The organism is Tenacibaculum singaporense (genome assembly GCF_003867015.1).
Taxonomy (GTDB): domain Bacteria; phylum Bacteroidota; class Bacteroidia; order Flavobacteriales; family Flavobacteriaceae; genus Polaribacter; species Polaribacter singaporensis.
In genome coordinates this window covers 302,690-327,868 of sequence record NZ_CP032548.1, presented here as the reverse complement: position 1 = coordinate 327,868, position 25,179 = coordinate 302,690, and the positions used below count along the sequence as shown (strand labels likewise).

Below are 25,179 nucleotides of genomic sequence, written 5' to 3'. Positions count from 1 at the left end.
GAGGTGTCGTAAATATGGCTACCGAAAACCACAGGTTGTTAGATAACGGATTCCATGGAAAATTCTCATCAGGATATGAAACCAATGAAAATTCATTTGTAAATATGTTGCAATTACAACACGTTACGAACAAGTGAAGGTTTCGGAGTTGTTGCAAAATTGGAGGTCTTTAGCGACTACTATTTACTAACAGAGGTGGCATATGTAAAAACAGAAAATAAGAATCATGATGAATCTTAACCATTGAATTCACCTTTTACATCAAAAATTTCTGTAGGAGTAGATAAAGAAAAATACTGGGCAAAGGCACTATATAATATCGTATCAAAACAAGAAAACATTGCACCTTCTTTTGGTGAAACTGTAACGAAGGGATACCAAATTTTTGATGTAAAATTAGGAGTTAAACCCTTTAATAAATTAACATTAGGTCTTGCTTGTTTAAATATGTTTGATGAAAATTATCCGAACCATTTAAACTTCTCATATAAAAACTAAGCATATTAGCCAATGACAAGAATTAATGAACCAGAAAGAAATTTTACAGCATTTTTGCAGTATAAGTTTTAGTTTTTGTGTAAGGATGTTTAATTTTGGTGACAAATCCTCAATTAACAATTAAAAAGAAGAACATGAAAAAATCAATTTTATCAATTATTGTATTTGCTGTAGCCCTAATGTTTTCAAATGAAGTAGCAGCTCAGAAATTCGCAAACTTAGATAAAAGTCCAATGGATGCAGCTGCTTACCCAAGCAGTTACAGAATTTCAGATAAGACAGTAAAAGTTGTTTATAGTCGTCCACAATTAAAAGGAAGATCGTTATCAAAATTAGCTCCTATGGGAAAAGTATGGAGAACAGGAGCAAACGAAGCAGCTGAAATTACATTTTATAAAGATGTAACTTTTGGAGATAAAAAAGTAAAAGCAGGAACATATACATTATTTACCATTCCAGGAGAAAAAGAGTGGACCCTTATTTTAAATACAGCCAAAAATGTTTGGGGGTCTTACTTTTATAGTGAAAGTGAAGATGTAGCTAGAGTTACAGCTCCTACTTCTAAATCAGATGAAACAATCGAAGCTTTTTCTATTGTTTTTGAAGGAGAAGGTGATACTTTCAATATGTATATCGGATGGGATAACGTTATTGTTACTGTCCCTGTAAAAGGATAATTACTATTAAATATATAAAAAGCAGGCATTTTAGATGCCTGCTTTTTTGTGGGTTATATTGAAGTTTACAAATAAAAGATAACCAAAACTTCAACAAAATCTTAAGAAAGTTGGCATGATGATTGTTTCAAAGCTTCTCTATATAAATTAAAATTATTATTATGAAAAAAACAGTACTTGTGATTTTATGTATAATCGCATTTTCAGGAGTTAAAGCACAACAAGTTAAATTTGGAGTTAAAGCAGGATTGAATGTTGCTACAATCCATGGGGATAACTTAAATACCGATTCGAAATTGGGACTTCATGCAGGGGGATTAGTGGAATTGAAGTTATCAGATTCATTTTCTATTCAACCAGAAGTTTTGTACTCACAAATGGGTACAGAAAACGATGCTAATAAATTAAAAATAGATTATATTTCGTTACCAGTCATGGCTAAATATTATATTATTGATGGTTTTTCTCTTGAGGTAGGCCCTCAAATATCATTTTTAGTAGATGATGTTGTAAAAACAAATGATGGTGGAAGCTTAGATCCAGATTTAGAAAACTATGATTTGAGCGCAAATATTGGATTAGGTTACCAGTTTAAACAAGGTTTATTTGTGCAAACACGATATAATTTAGGAATAACGGCTATTCAAGAAAATCCAGATATTAAAAATGGTTCCTTTCAAATTTCTGTTGGATATCAGTTTTAACAATACAAAAAACCTCTCAAAAGAGGTTTTTTATTAAACAGTATCTACTTTTCTAAAGAGTATTTTAGCTCAATGCTTGGATCCATTTGATAAGTGTAAATAATTGAATTAAAGTGAAAAGGATGCTCAATCCCCATTTCAAGAGGAATTGTTAAAGAAGACTCATTTCTTGTTAGCCAAATATTACCATAAACATGTACCAATGTATCCAATATTAAGTAATTGTACTGTTCAATGTTTAACGATTTTACAGCTATTTTTTTATTTGGAAGTTGACTAGGAGCTATTGTGTCTATTGTATTTAATGCGATGGCTTTCCTAACATCAATAATAGTGTCAATTTCTTCAGTTATGTGCTTGGAATCAGCAATTGGGTCAATTGATAAACTCATTTTTATTAACACATTTTCTGGAATTACAGCGATATCCTCTGATAGTTGAGGTAGTAAATTAAATAAAATAGGAACATAACACTCTCTGTATAACAAGGCATCTAATGTTTCACTAAACAGTATATGGTACTTTTTAGCTTCAGGAATTTTGAAAGTAACAGCATCAGCAGCATAGTAATTTGTTATATAATCAGAAAGCTCCAGTTTTTTAATAAGGATTTTCGCATATTCTAGAGACTTATCATTAATTTCTAGTAAAGAAAACTGTACTTCTTCAGGACTAAAAAGCGGAGCAATTAGAGTAATAAACGGAGCATACGGTCCGCAACCAGCATAAAAAACATGAATTGTTTCATTAGGATGATTTTGTTGTTTTTCTTGAATCGCTATCACCATAGCTTTTAAAAACTTCACAGTTCGTTTATAATCTAACAAACATTGTGCAGCATGGTTTAATCCTAAAGCTTTTCCTTTTGAAGTTGTTATAGCTGCTAAGTGCTCTATATGATTGTCAAATCCAGTGAGTTGAGTTAATTCTTTAAAGTAAGTATGTATTTCGTTTATTAAATTTTCAATTTCAGATTGTTCAATAGAGTCTTTAAGTAAAGTAGATACTTTTTCTTTAATATCTAAAGCCGTTATAGTTTCGTTCATAGTAGGTTAGTTGTTAAGTTTCCTAAATTATAAAAATAGAACTAGTTAAAAAAGAAGCGAATGAAGTTATGTTAACAGTTTTAGAGATTGAAATGAAATCACTTATTACTCAAAAATAAGCAGTAAGGACATTTTTCAGTTTTTATAATAACTCAATTAATATTTTGCGAATAATACCAAATAAAAGAATTAGTAAAAGCATATAACGTTTAATAATTATGATGTGTAGTAACGTTAAAAGTAATTTTAACAAACATTACATACAATATAAAAAACTCTCTTATTTCAATTTTAAACCTTACAAAGCTTAAATGCTTGTGAGGTTTTTTGTTTATTTAAGCCTTTATAAAGTATTAAAAGAACTAAACTTTTTACTTACCAACAATAACTGTAAATTTGCATCCTTTAAAACAAGCGATTACAAATGCAATACAATCACCAAGAGATAGAAAAAAAGTGGCAAAAGTACTGGGCAAATCAAGGTACATTTAAAGCTGAAAATAATTCTGATAAACCAAAATATTATGTGTTAGATATGTTTCCTTATCCATCAGGAGCAGGATTACACGTAGGGCATCCGTTAGGATATATCGCATCTGATATTTATGCACGTTACAAGCGTCATAAAGGGTTTAATGTATTGCATCCGCAAGGGTATGATTCTTTTGGATTACCTGCTGAACAATATGCGATTCAAACAGGACAGCATCCAGCTATTACTACTGAAACGAATATTAAAACTTACCGTCGTCAGTTAGACAATATTGGGTTTTCATTCGATTGGTCTCGCGAGGTTCGTACTTCAGATCCTAAGTACTACAAATGGACACAGTGGATTTTTATCCAATTGTTCAACTCTTGGTATAATAAAGACACAGATAAAGCAGAAGGTATTGCAACCTTAGTAGCTAAATTTGAAGCAGAAGGGAACGCGAATGTAAATGCTGTTTCTGATGAAGATATTACGGTGTTTTCTGCAGAAGAATGGAAAAACTTCTCTGACAAAGAACAACAAGAAATACTATTACAATACCGTTTAACATTCTTATCTGATACTGAAGTAAACTGGTGTCCGGCACTAGGAACAGTATTAGCAAACGATGAAATTGTCAACGGAGTTTCAGAACGTGGTGGGCATCCAGTAGTGCGTAAAAAAATGACCCAATGGTCTATGCGAATTTCTGCGTATGCACAACGTTTGTTAGACGGATTACAAAATATCGATTGGCCACAACCATTAAAAGATTCTCAAACCAACTGGATTGGTCGCTCGCAAGGAGCGATGGTTTCTTTCGATGTGGATGGACACGATGCTAAAATAGATGTGTTTACGACACGTCCTGATACTATTTTTGGAGTGTCTTTTATGACCTTAGCTCCAGAGCACGACTTGGTAGCGAAAATTACAACTGCTGAGCAAAAAGAAGCGGTAGAAGCTTATGTTGAAGCTACAGCAAAACGTTCTGAGCGTGATCGTATGGCAGATGTAAAAACTATTTCAGGAGTGTTTACTGGTGCGTATGCATTACATCCATTTACAGGAAAACAAATACCTATTTGGATTGGTGATTACGTATTAGCAAGCTACGGTACAGGAGCAGTTATGGCAGTGCCATGTGGTGATCAACGTGATTACGATTTTGCTAAACACTTCGGATTAGAGATTCCGAATATTTTTGCAGATGTTGATATTTCTGAAAAAGCAAATGATGCTAAAGATGGAATTAAATTAGCAAACTCTGATTTTTTAGATGGTTTGAATTATAAAAAAGGAATGAAAACTGTAATCTATGAATTGGAAAAACGTGGATTTGGTTACGGAAAGATAAACTATCGTTTACGAGATGCAGTATTTAGTCGTCAACGTTATTGGGGAGAACCATTCCCAGTATACTACAAAGACGGAATGCCGCAAATGATTGATGCAAAGCATTTGCCAATCGTATTACCAGAAGTTGAGAAATATTTACCTACCGAAGATGGAAAACCACCATTAGGAAATTCAACTGAGTGGGCATGGAACATAGAAACTAATTCTGTAACGAAAAACTCTGAAATAGATAATGAAACTGTTTTTCCATTAGAGTTAAACACCATGCCAGGGTGGGCAGGAAGTTCTTGGTACTTTAACCGTTATATGGATTCAAATAATGAAGGAGAATTTGTAAGCAAAGAAGCGGTTGACTATTGGAAGCAAATAGATTTATATATTGGAGGTTCTGAACATGCTACAGGGCATTTATTATATGCACGTTTTTGGCAAAAATTCTTATTTGATAGAGGATTGTTACCTGTGGATGAATTTGCTAAAAAACTCATCAACCAAGGAATGATCTTAGGAACTTCTGCTATTGTTTATAGAGTAACAGGGACGGATAAATATGTTTCAAAAGGGTTGAAAGATGAGTATGAAACTGATGAATTGAGAGTTGATGTTAAATTGATTAATACATCAGATGAACTGGATTTAGAAGCTCTTAAAAAATGGCAGCCTCAATTTGAAAATGCTGAATTTATCTTAGAGGAAGAAAAATATGTAGTAGGAAGAGAAGTTGAGAAAATGTCTAAACGTTGGTTTAATGTAGTGAATCCAGATGATATTTGTGAAGAATACGGAGCGGATAGTTTACGTTTATTTGAAATGTTCTTAGGTCCGTTAGAGCAAACAAAGCCATGGAAAACATCAGGGATTTCAGGAGTATATTCTTTCTTAAAGAAATTATGGAAATTGTTTACTGATGAAAAAGGTATCAACGTTTCTGATGCAGAACCAACTAAAGACGAGTTAAAAACCTTACATAAAACAATTAAAAAAGTAGAAGAAGATATTGAGAACTTCTCGTTCAATACGTCAGTTTCTACCTTTATGATTGCGGTAAACGAGTTGACTGCTCAAAAGTGTAACAAGAGAGAAATATTAGAGCCATTATTAGTGCTAATTTCTCCGTATGCACCACATATTGCAGAAGAATTATGGAGTCAGTTAGGACATACCGAATCTATTTCAACTGTAGCTTTCCCAAAATTTGAAGAAAAGCATTTAGTTGAAAGTTCTAAGAACTATCCGGTTTCTTTCAATGGAAAAATGCGTTTTACATTAGAATTACCGTTAGATATGAGCAAAGACGAAATTGAAAAAACGGTCATGGCACATGAAAAAACACAACAACAATTACAAGGAAGAGAACCTAAAAAAGTAATTATTGTTCCAGGAAAAATCATAAACATTGTAGGGTAAGCTAACCTTATAAATATAGAAAGTCCACAAGCAATTAATTTGTTTGTGGGCTTTTATTTTTAAACTAAATTCGCAGCTTGTAAAAACAAATTAAAATTTCAACGAATGAAAAAGATTTTTAAAATTAGCTATGCGGTTTTGATGTGCCTAACTCTAGTAATGAGCAGCTGTTCTGATAGCGATAATGACCTAACTGGAATTGCAAACACAAAATTATCAGGAAAAGTATTTGGAACAAGTTTTACGGCTGAAGGAGGAAAAGCATTTATGTCTGGAAATAATGAATTTTCAGTACATGTTACCAATATTCAAGCAGATTGTAGTTCTGATATTTTTGACTATGAGTTAGAAATTACAACTTATGTGAAAGCAGAGTTAGGAACTTATGATAATGTGAATGTAGTTTTTAATAAGAAAGGATCTAATCCTTTAAATTACTTTCAAGGAGCTGCTGAGGTTGTAAGATTTACAAATAATGAAGTTACCATAAAAATAAAAGCAAATTCAAGTGCTGATAACTCAGTAGAAGGCTTTTTTACGGTTCCTTTTTGTGAGTAATGCTAAAAATAGTATCAATTTAAGAAGCTTTTACACTTAGGTAAAAGCTTTTTTTATGTAAAAAAATCAAAAACTTTTCTCAAATTTGCTTTCCCAAAAAAATAAAATATGAAAAAAGTATCTCTCAATAGCTCTTGGTTTTTTGCAATAATTCCAATCGGAATTTTCATTTTTGTAGCACTTCCACAATTTCAAAATATGTATGAATCGTTTCATAAAAGAGAAATTGAAGTACAGCAAAGTGTACGGGAACTAGACTCGTTACAACAGCTTACAAACCCTGCCAGAAGAGATTTAAACAATATTAAACGGCTTGAAATTAGTGTTCCAATTCAAAAGTTAGGTATTGGAAGAGAGCGATACACTTACTATAAAACAGGAGGAATGTTAGCGGTATTAGCTTTTATGTTTATTGGTATGTTTGGTTCTAGTTATTGGGCGCAAAGAAAGAAGAAATCATCTAGTAATAAACAAATAGAGTTTTCTTTTGATGACTTTACAACTGATGCTATTGGGCAACACATTTCATGGAGTGCAGTTAAAGGTTCAGGAAGTAATTTTTTAAGTGAACGTTTACGAAAAACAGCTTTTGGATATAAAATTACTTCGAGTACCTATATGAAGTTTATGGCTTGGAGTTTCTTTTTAATAGGATTAAATTATGTGGCTTGGTCTTATATAGAGTTTTTTGAGTTTTCAAAAGAGTCATTAACCTTTATGCAAGGAGGAAAAATGTTTTTTACCTCAGGAGGTCCTTTTTTGTTAATAGGTGTTTTCTTATTATTTTCTTTTGGAGCTAAAGCACTTTTAAACTCAAAAAAGAGAAAAGTATTAGTTGATGGTGAGATAATACCTTTTCAACAAGTGTATGCGTTACAAGTATTGTCAAAATTTGTAGAAGGAAATAAGTCAGGAGGTTACTATTGTTACGAGGTAAATTTAGTTACACAAAAGGGCGAACGTCATAACTTATTAAACCATGGAGACAAAGAATATTTGTTAAGTGATATGGTAAAAATAAGTAGGTTTTTAAAAGTGCCTGTTTGGAATAATGGTGTCGTCTAAATAATTTATAGGGTAATTGACAAACTTTTATTAATTTACACAAATACAAATCGTAAAAAACCACCATTATTTTATCCTGTAAAAAAAAATCATCGAATATATACTACTTTTCTTCAGTAAGGGAGATACCTGAGAATGTTTGGAAAGAACTTCAATGTACCAATAATTTATATCTACAGCCAGCATATTTAGAAGCTTTAGAACAGAACAATCAACAAATACAGTTTTCTTATATTTTATTGTTTGATGAAAAACAAAAAGCGATAGCTTTTGCTACCATTAAGTTGGTAGATTTTTACTTAGATAGTGTTCAAAACGATTTACAGTCGGTTGTAGAGTGGATACGATGTATAGGGAGGAAATTACATTTATCATCTTCCCAAAAACCTTTTAAAATACTTACATGTGGTAATATTTTTGTGAGTGGGGAGCATGGAATTTTTATCAAACCCAATCAAGATAAGAAAGAGATTGTAAAACAACTTGCTGAAGCTATCGTGGCTTTTGAGAAGGATATCTCAAAAGAAACAATCGATGCTTTTATGCTCAAAGATTTTGTGAATGAATCTCTCTTTATCACTGATGCATTACATAGCGTAGGGTATAATTCATTCAATGTAGATCCAAATATGAAACTAACATTAGATAGTGATTGGGGTACTTTTGATGATTATTTAAAGGCTTTAAAAACAAAGTATAGAGTAAAAGCAAAAAAAGCTTTAGAGAAAAGTACAGATTTACGAACGGAAGACGTAACTATTGAGTCTTTAAAGCAATTATTACCCGAAATGACGTTACTATATAAGAATGTGTCAAATAAGGCGAGCTTTAATCTTGGATACTTTAATGTTGAAACCTATACATCTTTAAAAGAAAATTTAAAGGATGATTATATTATAAAAGTATACTGGCTAGGAGATAAATTAGTTGGTTTCTTGTCAGGAATGATAAATCAAAACTCGTTAGATGCACACTTTGTAGGAATCGATTATACAGTTAATAGAGCCTATGCAGTTTATCAACGAATGTTGTATGACTATATATCGTTGGCAATTGATAGTAATTTAAAAACAATTAATTTTGGAAGAACCGCAAGTGAAATAAAAAGTTCAGTAGGAGCAGTACCACAAGATTTAACGATTTATCTACGACATAGAAAAAGTATTCCAAATCGTATTTTAAGTTTATTTTTGAATAGAATTCAACCAACAGAATTTAGGCTAATAAAGCCTTTTAAAATAAAAGATATAAAGAATTAAATCCTCTTTATTATAGTAACAAATGAAAAACACACAAGAGTTATTAAATATACTTACCCTTGACGACTTAGGTGAAGGCAATTTTAATGGAGTAAGTAGAGATATAGGAAGTCCAAATGTTTTTGGAGGTCAAGTATTAGCACAAGCACTAAATGCAGCGTATAGAACAACACCTAAAGAACGCATTTTACACTCGTTGCACTCGTATTTTTTAGAAGCAGGAAACTTGGAGTTGTCTATTACTTATAATGTGCAAACTATTCGTGATGGAGGTAGTTTTTCTACACGTAGAGTAACAGCACATCAAAAAGATAAAACAATTTTTATTCTGTCTTGTTCTTTTCATAAAAAAGAAGAAGGGTATGAGCATCAAATGCCGATAAAAAAAGATTTAAAACAACCAGAAGAGTTGTTAAGTTGGACAGATATGTTAGATCAATTTGGAGCTTTCTTGCCAAAGAAAATGAAAGACTTTTTAAGTATTGAGCGCCCTATCGATTTTAAACCTGTACAAATTGTAAATCCGTTAGATAGAAAAGATTTACCTCCAGTAGTTGATGTTTGGTTTAAATTAAAAGGAGAAGCTTCTGATTTACCATTAGGAATTAAACAGCAAATATTAACGTATATATCAGACTATAATATTTTAACCGCTTGTTTAAACCCAAATGCTAGTGTAGCTAACTTTGGAAACACACAAATGGCAAGTTTAGACCACTCGATGTGGTTTTATCGTGATTTTGACTTTAATGATTGGATGTTGTTCTCGGTAGAAAGTCCAAACACTAATGGTGCAAGAGGTTTTGCTTGTGGAAATATTTATACTAGAGATGGTAAACTAATAGCTTCGGTAGCGCAAGAAGGTTTGATGCGTCCCATGAAAAAGAAGAAATAGTTATTATTATATAGATAAGAAATAAAAAAGCCGAGTTAATTAACTCGGCTTTTTTATTTGATTAAGCTTCTATCTCAGCTGTCTTGGTGCTGATATGAAACTCTTCATAGGTTTCTAGTAAGCTCATTAACCCAGATACTAAATCTTGTGTCTCAATTAAAATACTAAAGTATAGTGTAGTATTCTTTGGACTTGTTTCGTCTGTTCTAATGCGGTCTACTTGCTTTTCAATAGATTTAGATACATCCTTTAATAACTCTTTCTTTTCGTTAATAATATGTTCTAAATTATCAAAGCTTCTATTTTCAAATGTATTAGCAATATCATCTAATAACTTAGAAAGTGTATTGTCAATACTTTTAAGATCTTTAATTTGTCCTTTTTTAAGGTTCTTATGGTTGTTGTTAACGTGCTTGTATGTAGCTCTAGAAATATAGCTAATAGATTGTGCAACGTCTTGTAAATAACCTAAAATTAAAATATAGAATCTACTTGCTTGTACCGAAGTGTCATCTAATGATTTAATAAAATAGAATACACCGTCTTTTAAACTGTCAATTTCATCGTTTAGTTTGGTAACGTGCTTATCAGTTTTACGTAATTTTACTAAATCGTGAGTAGCAAGGTCTTTTACAACGCTTGAATATAATTTATTAATGCGATTAGCAACACCAGCAATATGATCTGAGCTTTCTTCAATCACACCGTTAATAGTGATTAATTCTGCTCTTTCCATATGTACTTGTTTCTTCTCTTCTTTAGATTTTTTTCTGTGTTGTAATGTGTTTCTTGCAATTAAAAGAGCAACCACTAATAACAATACAGGAATCATTACCATATCCCAGCTAATTAAGTAAGCAACTAAAGCTGCAGTTAAGAAAGCTGTAATGGCTGTTAAGAACCATCCTCCAATAACATTAATTACACCAGCAACTCTATAAACAGCACTTTCACGTCCCCAAGCTCTATCAGCTAAAGAGGTACCCATAGCTACCATAAATGTTACATAAGTAGTTGATAATGGTAACTTCATTGAAGTTGCAATAGAAATTAAAATACCAGCAACAATTAAGTTTACAGATGCTCTTACTAAATCGAAAGCAGGCATTTCATAAGTTTTGTCTTTTGGTAGTTCAATTACAGGTTTTTGAAACTTAGAATCTATAAAGGCTAACGTTTTCTTAGGTACAATAAAGCTAACAACAGCATTTATACCCATAGCACTTCTTACTACAACTCTTGATAATGGGTTTGGTTGAAATTTTTCATGTCCGTCACCTTGACGAGATAAATCGATACCTGTCTTAATTACATTTCTCGCTTTGCTAGAAGTCCATAAAGTGACAACCATTACTGCTCCTGCTAATAATAATAACCATACGTTAGAAGGTACTTTTTTCGCTAAAATCCCCATAGAGAATGCATCAGGAGCAACACCAGATACTTCCCAAGCTTGGTATGAGTTCCAAGCAGCAATTGGTACACCAATAAAGTTTACTAAATCGTTACCAGAAAAGGCCATTGCCAAAGAGAAGGTACCTACACCAATAATCAATTTTAAGATATTGACTTTAAAAAATTGGATTAATACTTGAGATATAGCACTCCAAAAAACAAAGCCGCCAGCAATTATAACAAGTGTATTTCCTTCAATTAAATGTTTTATATCTTTATAAAAAGGAGTTCCTTTCATTCCCTTAACAAAGATAAAATATGTAATAGCCGTGATAGCAAAACCACCAAATAAAGCATTGATATAGTTAGCTCTTTTTTCAAAATTAAACGAATAAATTAAACGAGAAAAGAACTGTACAATTGCTCCAACAGAAAAAGCGACTACTACAGAGAGTAGAATACCATTTATAATCTGAATAGCTTTTTTATGGTTAATGTAGTTCCAAATGTCTGAAATTGACTGAGCGTCGTTAGCTGCAATTTTAATCAATGACACACAAACTGCGGCTCCTAATAACTCAAATACAATTGAAACTGTTGTTGAGGTAGGCATCCCTAATGAATTAAAGATATCTAACAATAAAATATCCGTAATCATAACTGCCATAAAAATAAACATGATGTCTTGGAACATAAACATGCTAGGGTTAAAAATACCCTTACGTGCCACTTCCATCATACCACTTGAGGTAACTGCTCCAAAAAACACCCCAACACTCGCAATTATCATAATATTTCTTACTTTAATTGCTTTTGAACCGATTGCTGAATTTAAAAAGTTAACAGCATCGTTACTAACTCCCACAACCAAGTCTACAATAGCTAAAACAGCTAAAGCGACTAGCATCAAAATATATGGATCTCCCATTCTCTAGTTTTTAATTAAGTTTTGCAAATTTAGTTACACAAGAATGCTCTCATGTTATGTTTATGTTATCATTTAAAGGTGGATATCTACCTGTAATCTATACATTAATTGATTTGTAGCTGCTGCTATATCTAAGTAGCTAATATCGGTTTGTACTTTTAATTTATGACCAACAATGTACTTTGATAATCCTATTGTGTATTGATTTTCAGTCCCTTTTCCTGTAATGTTTTTGTCTAAAGAAATATTAGTGAAACGACCAGATACTTCCCAGTTTTTAGCAAATAAATATCCTGACTGAAGATTTAAACCGCTTCCCACTTGTACAATTTCTCCAGTAAGAGTTCCGTCTGAGTTTTTTGCAATAGGATCTTTTGCATCTCTATATGAATATTCTCCCATAAAAGAAAATCCTTTGTATTTAAACATTGCATCCATAAAAAAGGTTGAAATGTCTGTCTGATAATACCCTTCATCATTAACCATATAAGTACCTTGGTTACTTCTAGTTTTTACGGCATTGTTATTAAAGTCATAACTCATACCAATAGCAAGTTTAGGTGTTTGTTCTCTCTTTAAATCCCCGCCTATATAATCTCCCTTACCTTCAAATTTTCCAAAAGGCAAAAGCTCTAAATGAGCAGTATATTGATGTCCACCAAGGTTTCCTACGGTAACGTTTCTTCCTTCCCCTTGTGAAAAAGCTAAAGCTTCTCTTACGATAAATGTATCAGATAAATTAAAATGATGCCTTAATTGTATCCCCATATCTCTATCAATATTAAATCGTTTATTCAATAAAGAACGATCTACTAATTGCATATTTGCTGAAGAAATAACACGTTCACGGTTTCCTGGTAGTTTGGTTTGTCCAAACCATAACTCGAAGTTTTGATGGAAATTCCATTTTAAAACAGCATCTAAAATATATCTTGGTGCATTTCCTGTGTGTTCTGAAGCTCCACTAATATCTCTATTAGATAGTCCAAGCTCCATTTTATATTTTAATTTAGGGGAAAAAGCAAATCCTTTAAATTTTAAACGAGCTCTTCTTACTAACATTGAAGATGTTGGGTTATATAAACCATCTTTGTTAGAATCCCATTCTGCTGTTGCTAAAAATTGCATTCTAGCACCCATATTCATAGACCAAGTACTATCCTTTCCTACTAGGTTAAATATACCTTTACCAAACTTTGGTGCGTTTGTTTGTTGTGCATGCGTGTAAAGTAATACAAACATACTTACTGAGGTAAGTATTGTCTTACAGTTCATTAGATGTTGTTTATTAGTTTTTGTCGCGGCAAATAACTAACCCTTATGTTAACTTAGTGTTAACCTAATATTAAAAAACTGCCTTAAAAATAAGGCAGTTTATAGTAAGTCAAATAAATAGTCGACAAAAACTAATAAATTTATAATGACTGTACACCTCTAAGTTGAGGTGACTCAAAAGTATTCACTTTTCTTAACGTCAGTATTAAGTGTAATTTAATAAACTGTTATGCAGTGTAGGGTTTGGGTTAACAAAAAGTTACGAGATTAAATATAGTTAGTTATTTTTTTGGGGCCTTCAAGAATAGTTCTTGTAATTTGCATGGTGCCATCTTCGTTAGTTACTACATGCCATTTAATAAGAGTGATTTCATTGTTTTCAATTTCTAAACCAGTAATACATCTTGGATGTACGCAACTACCATCATTAAAATGAGGAAGTGCGTTTTTTGATGGAAACCTAGGACGGTGTGTATGCCCTGTAATAATCATTTGGTTGTTGTTATTTTTAATCCATTTTTCTAAACGACGTTCTACTCTTATTAATCCTTTAAAGTTTTGAGCGGGACTTGTGGGGTCTTTAACTCCGTGTATTTGTAATGGTCGCCATAAAACACGAACTAAAAATCTACTAAACCTCCAAAAAGTATAATTAAACCAATCTGCTTGATGGCCGTGGAGTAAGAGGATAGATTTACCATTATTTTGTACTAGTTTAATTGCTTCAGAAAAAGAAGCATTTGGCATTAACTCTTTTTCTTCTCCATCAATAGTATCAAAATAAGTACTTAGGTTTTTTGTTACATTTTTAGGTTTTTTGTAATCCATATCATGGTTTCCCCAGATAAAATGTAATTTATTTTTTTGATGAAATTTTTGGAGTAATAGGTATATGTCTTTATTAGCATTAAAAATAGTTTCAAACTTATTTTCCCAAAGCTCATCACCATCTCCTAATTCTATATAGGTAAATTCTTTTTGAAAATATTGAGATAAAGCATAGTGGTATATTTTTCTATTACGAGCAAAATCATCAGCAAAACTGTTATCACCCCTATGACAATCAGAAAATAAAATGTATTTAGATTCTTTATGTAAAGGAAGTTTTTTTGCTTTTTTAAAGGCTCTGGTTATTCTATGTTCTGAATACATTAATAATGAAAGTTTATGCTCATATAAAGATGCGAAAAAAATAAAACATACCACCAAAATTCTTGAGTGTTAGAGCGAATAAATTTTTAAAAATTGATTAGGGATTAAATTGGAGGTTTAAAATATTTTGATGTTATAATGTTAATTTTTAATAACTTACAGAAAATTTATAATTAACATTAATACCCTTCAAAAATGAAAAAAAAGTATTTATTACTTTCGTTACTATTGCTGTGCCTTAGTTTTTCTAATGCTTACAGCCAAGAAAAAATGTTTTACGGTACTATTGAAACTAAAGACGCCCTAAAACTTCAAAAAGTAGCTCCTACCGATATTAAGATTCTTTCCTCCACAAATGGCTTTAGTGCTGTAAAGTTAAGTCATCATGCAGCTGAAAAATTGCATCATATGATTTTAACTCATGGCCCGGGGTTTATTTATGAATCTTCTGAAAAAGAAGCATTACAAACTATTCAGAAGCTTCAAAGTAAAAAAGCTTATCAGCAGAGAGCATCATATACTATTAGTGAAGATCAACTTGTAAATCAAAGTATAGGTTTGGTGAATAATACAAATATTGCTAATCATATTGTAGAGCTTGAAAATTATGGTACTAGATATCATACAACTCAAAAGGCAACGCAAGCTGTTCAAGATTTGAAGCAAAAATGGGAAACAATGGCTAATGGTAGATCTGATGTTAGTGTTAGAATAGTTAATCACAGTAGTACTACAATGCCTTCAGTGATTATGACAATTCAAGGAAGCGATCTTCCTAATGAATATGTAATTATAGGGGGACATATTGATTCTGTTAGTCCAGAAAGAGAAACGAATGCTCCTGGTGCTGATGATAATGCTTCTGGTATTGCTACAATTACTGAAATGGCAAGAGTACTTTTTGAAATGAATTTTGAACCAAAAAGAACTATAGAGTTTATGGCGTTTGCTGCCGAAGAAGTTGGTTTAAGAGGTTCAAAAGAAATTGCTCAGGATTATAAGAATAGAAACGTTAATGTTTTATCTTATGTACAGTTTGATATGACAAATTATAAAGGATCACTAAAAGATGTTTATATTTCTGATGATAGTTATAATAGCAGTACCCTTAATGCTTTTTTAGCTAGCCTTATGGATCATTACAATGCTTCAGGAAGTCATCAATTTACTTACGATTATACACGATGTAATTACGGTTGTTCAGATCATTATAGTTGGGCACAACAAGGATATGATGCTGCTTTTCCTTTTGAGGCTTCTTTTAATGGTTCAAGTCCTTATATTCATACAGTGAACGATACATCTAGTAGGTTTCCAACTGCCAACGCCACGCATGCGGCAAAGTTTGCCAAACTTGGTTTAGAGTATTTAATTGAGGTAGCCAAAAGTAAAGGAAGCGTTAGTGTACCAACGTATTGTGAATCAAAAGGAAATAATGTAAATGATGAATATATTCAGAATGTAACACTTGGGTCAATTAATAATAATTCAGGAGCTACAAATGGATATCAAGATTTTACTAGTATTTCTACTGATTTAGAACAAGGGAGTTCCAACACAATTACCGTTACTCCAAAATGGACAGGTACAGTTTATAAAGAAGGATATACTGTTTGGATTGATTATAATCAGGATTCTGATTTTGAAGATAACGGAGAGCAAGTGTGGGTTAAAAGTGCTTCTACTGATAATTCAGTTAATGGAAGCTTTACTGTACCTACTACTGCAAAATTAGGTGTCACAAGAATAAGAGTGTCTATGCGATACAATAATACTCCTTCTTCTTGTGGTTCGTTTGATTATGGTGAGGTTGAAGATTATACTATAAATATTATAGAAGGAGATGGAGGAACGAGTACAAATATTTGTGATGGGGTACCTCAATATGATTCTTCCCAAAACTATCAGGTTGGTGATAAGGTTGTTTATTTTAATGTTTTGTATGAGAGAACTTCAAGTGGATGGAATAATATTGGAAACTGTGGTAGTGCTAAAACCGATAATTTAAATGTAAGGCAAGTTTTAGTAAATGATAAAGATGTAATTGTCTTTTCACCTAACCCTATCGAAGGAAATTCTATAGTTTTACAAGTAAATAATGAGTTGTGGAAAAATAAAGAAGTTGCTATTTATAATGCTAACGGAAGGTTGCTTACAAAAGTAAAAATGAGCTCTAGAAATAGTAATATAGATGTTTCAAAATTATCAGCAGGAATTTATTTTGTGTCTTTAGAAGACACAGGAAAAATGTATACTAAACAATTAGTTAAAAAGTAATTTTAAAAAGAAAATAAAAAAAGCCCAAGGTTTAAACCTTGGGCTTTTGAGTTTTTATTGAAAGATAATTTATCTTACTTTAGGTGTGAATGCTCCTGGAGCATCTTGAGGAGCGTTAGTTGTACCAGCTGCACCAGTGTCATTCCATATATCCCATTCTGAGAATGTATATGTTGGGTTTCCTTGTGTTACTGAAGCTTTACGATTAGCTCTACCATCTTCAAATTCGTGATTTGTTCCTGATCCATCTTCTCCAATAATTCCGAAAATATCAATTACAGTTCCGCTTGGATCTACTAGCTCTAATTGATCATCTCCGTTAGAATCTGCTGCTGCAGAAGTAGACTCCATGTCAGCAGTAACACCATATACACTTGAAAATTCTGTAGCATTTTTTGCAATCACAAAAGTACTTCCAGCAGCAATAGTTTGACCAGATAAGTCAATTGAAGATGTTGATGAAGTAGCATCATTAGTATATCTTCTAATTATCCATCCTGTTAAATCTATGGCATCAGTTCCAGAATTATATAACTCTATAAACCTAGCATTAGCATTATTGTTAGGGTCTGCTAATTCTGAAAAGAAAATAGTATTGGTAGTACCACTACCACCTCCACCACAAGTAGTATAGTCTTCTGTAAAGTTTACATCGCTTTCATTTCTTAAATAGATTTGAACTCCATTAAAGTCAGACATTACTCCTGTAATAGTTCCTCTTTTGTCACTCACAGGGTTGTTAGCAAATGTAGCTTGAGGTCTAACATATGTTGTTAATTCATCTCCGTCACATTCAGAAATTATCTGATTACTACCGTCATAATTTTTAGTGTTGTCTTTGAACTGTACACCTTCAATTTGTACTAACTTTCCTTGGTAGTCTCCTGTTAAAGCCTGTGCTATGGTAATTATTTCAGGAGTAGGTAATGTTCCAGCTGTTGTACTAAGAATATTAGATGGAGAAACATTTAATTGTAATAAGCCATTATACTCACTTAATTTAGCCCCTCCAACAGCGATTTCTATTTCGTCTCCTAACTTTAAATCGTAAGCATCACTAAAACGTAAAGCAATACCAGCTGTTGCATCTTGAGCAAAAGCATTTTGATTTGAAATGTTATCTGTAGAAAGGTCTGAAGTAATTACAAGCTTTAATTTTAAGTTTTGAGTTACTGTAGTTTCACTACCAGTATATAAAGCCTTAACTTCTGCTAAAGAAGCTTCAGTAGGGTTGTTGTTACAACCGTATTCTTCAGTAAAGTTAACGTCATTAGTATCTCTTATGAATAACTGGTAATCACTTCTAAATTTATTTAAAATAGCAGTAACACTTCCTTTTTTATCAGGGATAGGGTAAGATTTAAAAGTAGCAAAACCGCTTGTTCTCATGATAATAGATTCAAAAGTTTCACAACTTGTAAAGTACCTGTTTACTGAAAAAGTATTATCAGGATCTGGGTCAGCATAGGTTAACCCTTTTTCTTCAGACTGTAGCCCTTCTATTTTAACTAAAGTATTAATGTGGTCATCAGTTAATTCACCAATTGTTAAGTTGGTTGGTACTATTTCAGCAATTTCAGAAGATCTATCAATAAAGTCGATATAATCGTTTGCGTCAATTCTATCCGTACTATTTCCATTTAAAACACCTATTTGAAAAGATGCGAAGTATTTACTTAAAGCAAGTCCTTTTAATTTAATGTATATTTTTCTACCTACATTATAACGAGCACCTAAATTAGTATCATCTATTCTTACTTCTAAACCAACAGTTGGGTTTTCTGGTTTATCTTGAATAATGATTGATTTAAAAAAGTTCCCTTCTCTGTCATCAGAAACTACATAACCATACACAGTAACATCCTCTACAAACTCTACAGGATCACCATTGTATTGTGCTATAATTTCGTCTAAAGACTTTAAGTTCTCGTACTGTTTGTCTGGTCCAATAGTTGGTAATTCAAAATCATTATTGTCAACACATGAAGCAGAGATTGCAATAAAAAGTATTGCAAAAATCTTGTATAAATTTATTTTTTTCATTTTGAGTGTTTTTTAGAATCTATAATTTAAGTTTAAGAAATAAGTAGTACCTCTACCGTACCAGTATTTATTTCCAAAGGTTGGTGTCCCGTTAGTATTATCGTCGCGTAATTGGTGATAATTTGCATTTCTTCCTTGCTCGAAACCACCTGTTTTATATTCTTCGTTGAATAAGTTACTAACACTAGCAAATAAACCAATGTATTTACCATCGCCTACTTTCCATGATTTCCCTCCGATGGCATTTACAACCATATAATCATCAAATTGCTCTTGAGTTAATAATTGTCTAGCTAACACTGGGTCGTAATCTGCAAAAGCAGCTCCGTCTGCATCACTTATAAAATTAGCAGTTCTTCTAATAGGAGAAACATCTACATAAGCTTCATCCATATGGTTTGCTGTAACACTAACAAACCAATAATCTGGGTCTCTATATTCAAAACCAAAAGAGTAAGCCTTATGAGGTCCAGCAGCAAGTTTATAATCTTTAAGAGAAGCAGGTCCCATATCTCTTTTACCATTAATAAAACCAGGTGTAGAAGCATTTTCTGTTGTAATAACCAAATTTGGGTTGTTGTTGTAAGTATATTGACCAACGTTTGCCGCTCCCTTTAATTTAATCGTAGGAGTAACTTGTGCTTCAATACCAAATTCAACACCAAAGTGTCTTTTATCAATACCAGTTAATATTTCTTGGATAAAAGCTGAAGTGTCTCCTCCAATACCATCAGCAAAGAAGAAAGAAATTTCAGTAGCATCTTTAATGTCTGTGTAGTAACCTGTAACTCTTGAAGTGATTAAAGGGCTTCTGAAAACATAGCTAACATCTCCAGATAATATTTTTTCACTATTCAATTCAGCAACATCAGCAACTGTAACATTGTTAGCTCTTGAATTGGCAAAAGAGTTACGTAAAGATGGTGCTTTTGTAATATAACCTCCGTTTACATCAATTAAGTGACGACCAGATATTTTATAGGTTAACCCTCCTTTAGCTCCGTAGTTAAAGAAATCTAACTTATCTGATTTTCCGTAAGAGTTAGTTGGAAAGTATCCGTTTTGGAATAAACCTTCTCTTTGGTGTGTAGTATTATTCGCTTGTCCTGCTATATAAAAATCAACTTTGTTGTATTTGAATTGTAACTGAGCAAAACCGCCATATACTTCAGAATTGAAGATATAGTTGTATTTAAAGCGATCTCCTAATCCAATTGTTCTATTAGGAGTTAAAAGGTTACTTTGTTGTTGATCAAAATTATCACCAAAAGTATTCACATCCAAATAACCTGTAGCTCCAAGCATATCTATTGGAGAAGCAAAGTTTTCAGACTTTAACTTTCTATACTCGCCACTTGCTGTTAGTGTAATATTTTCATTTAATTCTGAAGATAAAATCATATTAGCTGTTAATTGCTGATCATCGTTTCTATCTTCATATAAAATTACACGAGCATTTTCTGGACTTCCTTCGTTTCCAATATACAATTCATCCCAATCAATTTGTCCATCATTTTGGAAACCAGTTAATGATTTGTATGCATTTTCATAATCTGGTCCATTTGGGTCTGATAAATACCAGCTTGGTAACTTTCTGTAATACGTAGGGTCAGGATTGTTAGCACCGTTATAATCTAAACGGCTATTACCTATTTCTCCAAACTGAAAACCAATATTAGTGTTTAATGTAGTGTTTTCAGAAAGGTCCCAATAGTGGTTTAACATAACAATAGGTTCATATAATCTCTTAACTCTTGAGTTTCTCATTTTTCCTTTTTGATTTCCCCAGTAAGAGTTATAACGAATTCCTTTAATATCAAAAACCTCTTGAGTATTTGGTGAAGATTTTCCTCTTTCGTTTTCAGCAGCAATCACAGTTAAGTTTAAGCTGTGAGCATCATTAATTTGCTTTTCAAGTGATAAAAAGATGGAGTTAGCATCATAAAAAGTACCATCTACGTATCCTTCATTACCAGCTCTTCTACTACCAGAAACTGTTATAGCCCATCCGTTAGCTAATAAACCAGAAGAGTATGTTGCCATTAGACGGTGGTTGTAACTTCTATTAGAAGAAGCATAAGAAATACGTCCACCTTCACTATATTCAGAAGCTCTTGTGTTAATATTTGTAGAACCTAAAACACCACCAAAAGCATAGTTTGAAGGAGTTAGTCCATTACTAAATTCTTGGTTACGCAATACATCGTTTAAACCTCCCCAGTTACTCCATTGAGGTCTTCCGTTGTATAGTTTGTTCATTTCAATTCCATTAATCAAAACTTTACCGTTTTCAGAATCTAAACCACGTACTCTGTAGAATGAACCACTCCATTCAAAAGCAGCAGTACGTAAATATACATCTCTGGAAGCTTGTAGTAAACCAGAAATATTATCAGCAGCACTTGTGTCATCATTTAATTCATCATCTGTGATAGTGATGGTGCTTAAATCTTGATCTTCAGACAAATCTTCATACATAAAGATTGTACCTAAATCTACTGTTTTTCCAGATAGTTCAACTGGAAAGTTTTGGGTTTCATACCCGTTTAATGATACCGTTACAATTTGTCTTCCGTTTGGTAAACCATTTAGTGCAAAAGCCCCACTAGCATCTGTAGTACCAGAGATGTTAGCTTCTTTTACACTTACAGAAACACCTTGCATAGGATTTTCAGAATCGCCGTTTATTACGATCCCCTTTACAATATTCTGCGCATTCAAGCCAAATAAACCTGAAAAAAGCAATAACATTGTTATCGTAAAATTTCTCATAAATGATTGTTTATAAAATATTTGAATATATTAACTCCCATAGCTGTAAAATTCAGCAAAAGGGAGGCAAAATTACGAAAATTATAGTTATGTTAATATTAAGTTAAAGTTATTAATCTCGGTTTTATGTGAATTATAGGTTTTGGCTTGAAAATTGTTTTTACTTTTGTCGCGTAAAATTTATTAAATGAGAAATATAGCTTTACTTTTAGTTTTAACTCTTGGTGTTTTTTCCTCGCATGCACAGCAAGAGGCAAAAAAATATAAAATAAGAACTGTAGGTTTTTATAACTTGGAAAATCTTTTTGATACTAAGAATGACCCTGAAAAGAATGATGAGGCAAGTCCTATCATGGAAATGAAAGGAGACAAAGAGGAGGTTTATTTAGATAAAATAGATAAATTGGGAGAAGTTATTTCTCAATTAGGAGCTGAAAAAGCTAAGACAAGTCCGGCAATTTTGGGAGTAGCTGAAGTTGAGAATAAGAAAGTTTTAGAAGATTTAGTAGCGTCAGAAAGGTTAAAAAAGAAGCGTTACAGTATTATCCATTTTGATTCTCCTGATAAAAGAGGGATTGATGTAGGATTATTATATCAGCCTCGTTATTTTAAACCGATTCATTTTGAGGCATTCAACCCGAATATCTATGCTGAAAATAAAAAGATTTATACACGTGATATTTTATTAGTTTCTGGATACCTAGATGATGAGTTAGTACATATTATTGTTAACCATTGGCCATCCCGTAGAGGAGGAGAAGCTAAAAGCAGGCCTCTACGTGAAAAAGCTGCTTATAAAGTAAAGCAGATTATAGAAAAAATTAAAGAAAACGATCCAAATCCAAAAGTGTTAATTATGGGAGATTTTAACGATGATCCTATCAATTCTAGCTTTAAAACTGTTTTACAAACGAAGAGTAAGAAGAAAAACGTAAAAGAAGGAGATATTTATAATCCTTATGAAGATATGTTCCGTCGTGGATTTAATACATTAGGATACAGAGATAATATTAATTTATTTGATCAAATTATGTTTACTTCTCCTTTATTGGATAAAGGGAAAAAAGATTTTTCAACCTATAAAATGTTTAAATCAGGAATCTTTAATAAGCGTTTTTTAACCCAAAAGAGTGGACGTTATAAAGGGTATCCTTTTAGGAGTTTTTCTTATGGGAAATATACGGGAGGTTACAGTGATCATTATCCAGTATATATGTACTTGATTAAAGAAGATAAATAAATTAAAAAGGCTTGCAAATTTTGCAAGCCTTTTTAATTTTTACATATATTATTTAGGTAATTATTCATTCTTAGTTGAAATAAAGTGCCTTTTAAAAGGTCGTCTATTTGCCATAATTCAATTGATGATACTGCCATACTTACTTTATTTGAGGGAGTTTGAAGTAGAATAGATCTACAATCTTTACCCTTACTACAAGTAGCACAATTTTTTTGAAGTTTAGAGTCAGTTACTTTGTCTAAAAATAATTCTATTTCTTGCTCAGTCAAATGAAAACCCGTATCCCTAAAAATTAATTGAACTAAGTTTGAGTCGTTTTCTTTCCAATGAAAAGAAATACCTATGTTGTTGTCGTATATTTTAGTAATTCCGTCCATAACTATATTTATTTCGATAACAAATATATGAGTTTATTTGGAATTATTCTAAATAAAAAACAAAGGGGCTTTTACTACTTTAAATCTTTTAACATTAGTTGAATAGAAGTGTATCCATTCCAAGTATTTTCATCTAAGGTATAGGCAATATCAAAATCGTTTTGCGCTGAAGTTATTTTATCTCCCAAACCAAACCCAATCGCATTGTATGTTTTTTGATCTGAGCCGTAAATAATATTTAACTTTAAATGACTATTGTCGGCACCAACTTGCTTTCCATAGCCATTATCTCTTACAGCAGTTGTGGTAAAAACAGGTTTCATATTTTGTGGACCAAAAGGAGCCATTTGTTGAATAATACGGAAAAACTTAGGAGTGATTTCTGATAAGTCAATCTCAGCATCAATAGTAATTTCCGGAGTTAATAAATTTTTATCAATAGTAGTTTTAACTACTTCTTCAAATTTATTTTTAAAATTTTGATATTGCTCAGGTAACAAGGTTAAACCCGCTGCATATTTATGTCCGCCAAATTGTTCAATAAACTCTGAGCATTGTTCTAAAGCATTATATACATCAAATCCTTTTACTGAACGAGCTGAGGCGGCCAATTTTTCACCACTTTTAGTAAAAACCAAGGTAGGTCTGTAGTAAGTTTCTGTTAAACGAGAAGCTACAATACCTATTACCCCTTTGTGCCAGCTTTCATCAAAGACAACTGTGGTGTAATTTTCTTGCTCGTTGTTGTTTTCAATTTGTAATAAAGCTTCTTGTGTAATTGCTCTATCTAGCTCTTTTCTATCGGAATTGAATTTTTCAATAGCAGAAGCAAATTCAACTGCTGAGTCAAAACCCATTTCGGTTAATAATTCGACAGCATAGTTTCCATGTTTCATACGTCCAGCGGCATTTATACGTGGAGCAATGATAAAAACTACGTCTGTAATGGTAAGTTCTTTTTTTTGCAACTGATGAATGATAGCTTTAATACCATTTCTGGGTTGTGAATTAATGACTTGTAGTCCATGATAAGCTAGAACTCTATTTTCACCAGTCATTGGAACAATATCAGCTGCAATTGCAGTTGCCACTAAATCTAAATATGGAATTAGGTCTTCTATCGTTTGATTTCTTTTTGAAGCTAATGCTTGAATCAATTTAAAACCAACACCACAGCCACACAGTTCATCATATGGATAGTTACAATCTATTTGCTTAGGATTTAAAACAGCAACTGCTTTAGGAATTTCATTTCCAGGTTTGTGGTGATCGCAAATAATAAAATCAATTCCTTTTTTAGTAGCATAATCTACTTTATCAATAGCTTTAATACCGCAGTCTAAAGCTATGATGAGAGAAAATCCATTGTCTTCAGCAAAATCAATTCCTTGAAAAGAAACTCCATAGCCTTCTTCATAACGATCAGGAATGTAGGTTGCAATATTAGGATGAATTGTTTTTAGGTAAGAAGATAGCAAAGAAACAGCGGTAGTTCCGTCAACATCATAATCACCAAAAACTAAGATATTTTCGTTATTAGTAATAGCAGTTTCTATACGTTGTACTGCAAGCTCCATATCCTTCATTAAAAAGGGATCATGTAAATCGCTGAGTGATGGGCGAAAGAAATGTTTAGCTTCATCAAAGGTTTCTATCCCACGTTGTACTAAGATTCTAGCCAAGGTTGTATCGATAGATAATTCTTTGGCTAACTGTTTTACTTTAGAGGTGTCTGGTTGCGGTTTTAATGTCCAGCGCATAGCAATTTTATCGAAAATAG

General features: G+C 32.2%; 19 protein-coding genes. 11 read left to right on the top strand and 8 right to left on the bottom strand.

What is annotated here, in order from left to right; all coding sequences use genetic code 11:
- The first annotated feature begins 14 nt into the window (after window positions 1-14).
- From D6T69_RS16130 to D6T69_RS01450, 4 genes are all read left to right on the top strand, one after another.
- Window positions 15-137, top strand: a complete 123-nt coding sequence (locus D6T69_RS16130) for a hypothetical protein (protein WP_262706662.1) — start codon at window positions 15-17, stop codon at window positions 135-137.
- A gap of 106 nt (window positions 138-243) precedes the next feature.
- Complete coding sequence (locus tag D6T69_RS01460) at window positions 244-498, top strand: hypothetical protein (RefSeq protein ID WP_125066115.1); 255 nt, start codon at window positions 244-246, stop codon at window positions 496-498.
- A gap of 134 nt (window positions 499-632) precedes the next feature.
- A complete protein-coding gene (locus D6T69_RS01455) occupies window positions 633-1,175 on the top strand; it encodes a DUF2911 domain-containing protein (protein WP_125066114.1) in 543 nt (180 codons plus the stop codon).
- Between the two features lie 179 nt (window positions 1,176-1,354).
- Window positions 1,355-1,879: a porin family protein gene (locus tag D6T69_RS01450; RefSeq protein ID WP_240628342.1), complete on the top strand. Its 525-nt coding sequence runs from the start codon at window positions 1,355-1,357 to the stop codon at window positions 1,877-1,879.
- Between the two features lie 44 nt (window positions 1,880-1,923).
- On the opposite strand, the gene D6T69_RS01445 is transcribed toward D6T69_RS01450, so the two are convergent.
- A complete protein-coding gene (locus tag D6T69_RS01445) occupies window positions 1,924-2,925 on the bottom strand; it encodes an SAM-dependent methyltransferase (RefSeq protein ID WP_125066112.1) in 1,002 nt (333 codons plus the stop codon).
- A gap of 424 nt (window positions 2,926-3,349) precedes the next feature.
- Here D6T69_RS01445 and leuS point away from each other — a divergent pair, with 424 nt between their 5' ends.
- From leuS to D6T69_RS01420, 5 genes are all read left to right on the top strand, one after another.
- Window positions 3,350-6,163, top strand: a complete 2,814-nt coding sequence (leuS, locus tag D6T69_RS01440) for a leucine--tRNA ligase (protein WP_125066111.1) — start codon at window positions 3,350-3,352, stop codon at window positions 6,161-6,163.
- Between the two features lie 105 nt (window positions 6,164-6,268).
- A complete protein-coding gene (locus tag D6T69_RS01435) occupies window positions 6,269-6,721 on the top strand; it encodes a hypothetical protein (RefSeq protein WP_125066110.1) in 453 nt (150 codons plus the stop codon).
- 108 nt (window positions 6,722-6,829) lie between these two features.
- On the top strand, window positions 6,830-7,786 hold the full coding sequence (locus D6T69_RS01430) for a hypothetical protein (RefSeq protein ID WP_125066109.1): 957 nt from the start codon (window positions 6,830-6,832) through the stop codon (window positions 7,784-7,786).
- 239 nt (window positions 7,787-8,025) lie between these two features.
- Window positions 8,026-9,045, top strand: a complete 1,020-nt coding sequence (locus D6T69_RS01425) for a GNAT family N-acetyltransferase (RefSeq protein WP_240628341.1) — start codon at window positions 8,026-8,028, stop codon at window positions 9,043-9,045.
- A 22-nt stretch (window positions 9,046-9,067) separates the two neighbouring features.
- Entirely contained in the window at window positions 9,068-9,940 is an 873-nt protein-coding gene (locus D6T69_RS01420; protein WP_125066107.1) for an acyl-CoA thioesterase, read from the top strand.
- Between the two features lie 61 nt (window positions 9,941-10,001).
- On the opposite strand, the gene D6T69_RS01415 is transcribed toward D6T69_RS01420, so the two are convergent.
- The 3 genes from D6T69_RS01415 to D6T69_RS01405 all read right to left on the bottom strand — a co-directional run bounded on the left by D6T69_RS01415 (window position 10,002) and on the right by D6T69_RS01405 (window position 14,690).
- Entirely contained in the window at window positions 10,002-12,263 is a 2,262-nt protein-coding gene (locus D6T69_RS01415; RefSeq protein WP_125066106.1) for an inorganic phosphate transporter, read from the bottom strand.
- 72 nt (window positions 12,264-12,335) lie between these two features.
- Entirely contained in the window at window positions 12,336-13,538 is a 1,203-nt protein-coding gene (locus D6T69_RS01410) for a porin (protein ID WP_125066105.1), read from the bottom strand.
- A gap of 267 nt (window positions 13,539-13,805) precedes the next feature.
- Window positions 13,806-14,690 carry a metallophosphoesterase gene (locus D6T69_RS01405; RefSeq protein ID WP_125066104.1) on the bottom strand — a complete coding sequence of 295 codons (885 nt, stop codon included), beginning with the start codon at window positions 14,688-14,690 and terminating at the stop codon, window positions 13,806-13,808.
- 195 nt (window positions 14,691-14,885) lie between these two features.
- Here D6T69_RS01405 and D6T69_RS01400 point away from each other — a divergent pair, with 195 nt between their 5' ends.
- The gene (locus D6T69_RS01400; RefSeq protein ID WP_125066103.1) at window positions 14,886-16,967 is read left to right on the top strand and encodes a M20/M25/M40 family metallo-hydrolase; all 2,082 of its coding nucleotides are present in this window, start codon (window positions 14,886-14,888) and stop codon (window positions 16,965-16,967) included.
- Window positions 16,968-17,036: 69 nt separating this feature from the next.
- Here the strand turns inward: D6T69_RS01400 and D6T69_RS01395 are convergent, their stop codons facing one another.
- Both D6T69_RS01395 and D6T69_RS01390 read right to left on the bottom strand, forming a co-directional pair.
- A complete protein-coding gene (locus D6T69_RS01395) occupies window positions 17,037-19,010 on the bottom strand; it encodes a DUF5689 domain-containing protein (protein WP_125066102.1) in 1,974 nt (657 codons plus the stop codon).
- Between the two features lie 12 nt (window positions 19,011-19,022).
- Window positions 19,023-21,782 (bottom strand): carboxypeptidase-like regulatory domain-containing protein, encoded by a 2,760-nt coding sequence (locus tag D6T69_RS01390; protein WP_125066101.1) that lies wholly within the window; start codon window positions 21,780-21,782, stop codon window positions 19,023-19,025.
- A 187-nt stretch (window positions 21,783-21,969) separates the two neighbouring features.
- Here D6T69_RS01390 and D6T69_RS01385 point away from each other — a divergent pair, with 187 nt between their 5' ends.
- Window positions 21,970-23,022: an endonuclease/exonuclease/phosphatase family protein gene (locus D6T69_RS01385; RefSeq protein ID WP_125066100.1), complete on the top strand. Its 1,053-nt coding sequence runs from the start codon at window positions 21,970-21,972 to the stop codon at window positions 23,020-23,022.
- A gap of 32 nt (window positions 23,023-23,054) precedes the next feature.
- Here the strand turns inward: D6T69_RS01385 and D6T69_RS01380 are convergent, their stop codons facing one another.
- Window positions 23,055-23,399, bottom strand: coding sequence for a hypothetical protein (locus D6T69_RS01380; RefSeq protein WP_125066099.1), 345 nt, complete (start codon window positions 23,397-23,399; stop codon window positions 23,055-23,057).
- A gap of 74 nt (window positions 23,400-23,473) precedes the next feature.
- Complete coding sequence (recJ, locus tag D6T69_RS01375; RefSeq protein WP_125066098.1) at window positions 23,474-25,159, bottom strand: single-stranded-DNA-specific exonuclease RecJ; 1,686 nt, start codon at window positions 25,157-25,159, stop codon at window positions 23,474-23,476.
- Window positions 25,160-25,179: the final 20 nt, after the last annotated feature.

What these genes read in the sequence shown, in the direction of transcription:
- D6T69_RS01390 (WP_125066101.1), bottom strand. Translation starts at nt 21,782, where the DNA reads ATGAGAAATTTTACGATAACAATGTTATTGCTTTTTTCAGGTTTATTT.
- D6T69_RS01405 (WP_125066104.1), bottom strand. Translation starts at nt 14,690, where the DNA reads ATGTATTCAGAACATAGAATAACCAGAGCCTTTAAAAAAGCAAAAAAA.
- D6T69_RS01385 (WP_125066100.1), top strand. Translation starts at nt 21,970, where the DNA reads ATGAGAAATATAGCTTTACTTTTAGTTTTAACTCTTGGTGTTTTTTCC.
- D6T69_RS01395 (WP_125066102.1), bottom strand. Translation starts at nt 19,010, where the DNA reads ATGAAAAAAATAAATTTATACAAGATTTTTGCAATACTTTTTATTGCA.
- D6T69_RS01400 (WP_125066103.1), top strand. Translation starts at nt 14,886, where the DNA reads ATGAAAAAAAAGTATTTATTACTTTCGTTACTATTGCTGTGCCTTAGT.
- D6T69_RS01380 (WP_125066099.1), bottom strand. Translation starts at nt 23,399, where the DNA reads ATGGACGGAATTACTAAAATATACGACAACAACATAGGTATTTCTTTT.
- D6T69_RS01445 (WP_125066112.1), bottom strand. Translation starts at nt 2,925, where the DNA reads ATGAACGAAACTATAACGGCTTTAGATATTAAAGAAAAAGTATCTACT.
- recJ (WP_125066098.1), bottom strand. Translation starts at nt 25,159, where the DNA reads ATGCGCTGGACATTAAAACCGCAACCAGACACCTCTAAAGTAAAACAG.
- D6T69_RS16130 (WP_262706662.1), top strand. Translation starts at nt 15, where the DNA reads ATGGCTACCGAAAACCACAGGTTGTTAGATAACGGATTCCATGGAAAA.
- D6T69_RS01430 (WP_125066109.1), top strand. Translation starts at nt 6,830, where the DNA reads ATGAAAAAAGTATCTCTCAATAGCTCTTGGTTTTTTGCAATAATTCCA.
- D6T69_RS01420 (WP_125066107.1), top strand. Translation starts at nt 9,068, where the DNA reads ATGAAAAACACACAAGAGTTATTAAATATACTTACCCTTGACGACTTA.
- D6T69_RS01415 (WP_125066106.1), bottom strand. Translation starts at nt 12,263, where the DNA reads ATGGGAGATCCATATATTTTGATGCTAGTCGCTTTAGCTGTTTTAGCT.
- D6T69_RS01455 (WP_125066114.1), top strand. Translation starts at nt 633, where the DNA reads ATGAAAAAATCAATTTTATCAATTATTGTATTTGCTGTAGCCCTAATG.
- leuS (WP_125066111.1), top strand. Translation starts at nt 3,350, where the DNA reads ATGCAATACAATCACCAAGAGATAGAAAAAAAGTGGCAAAAGTACTGG.
- D6T69_RS01410 (WP_125066105.1), bottom strand. Translation starts at nt 13,538, where the DNA reads ATGAACTGTAAGACAATACTTACCTCAGTAAGTATGTTTGTATTACTT.
- D6T69_RS01435 (WP_125066110.1), top strand. Translation starts at nt 6,269, where the DNA reads ATGAAAAAGATTTTTAAAATTAGCTATGCGGTTTTGATGTGCCTAACT.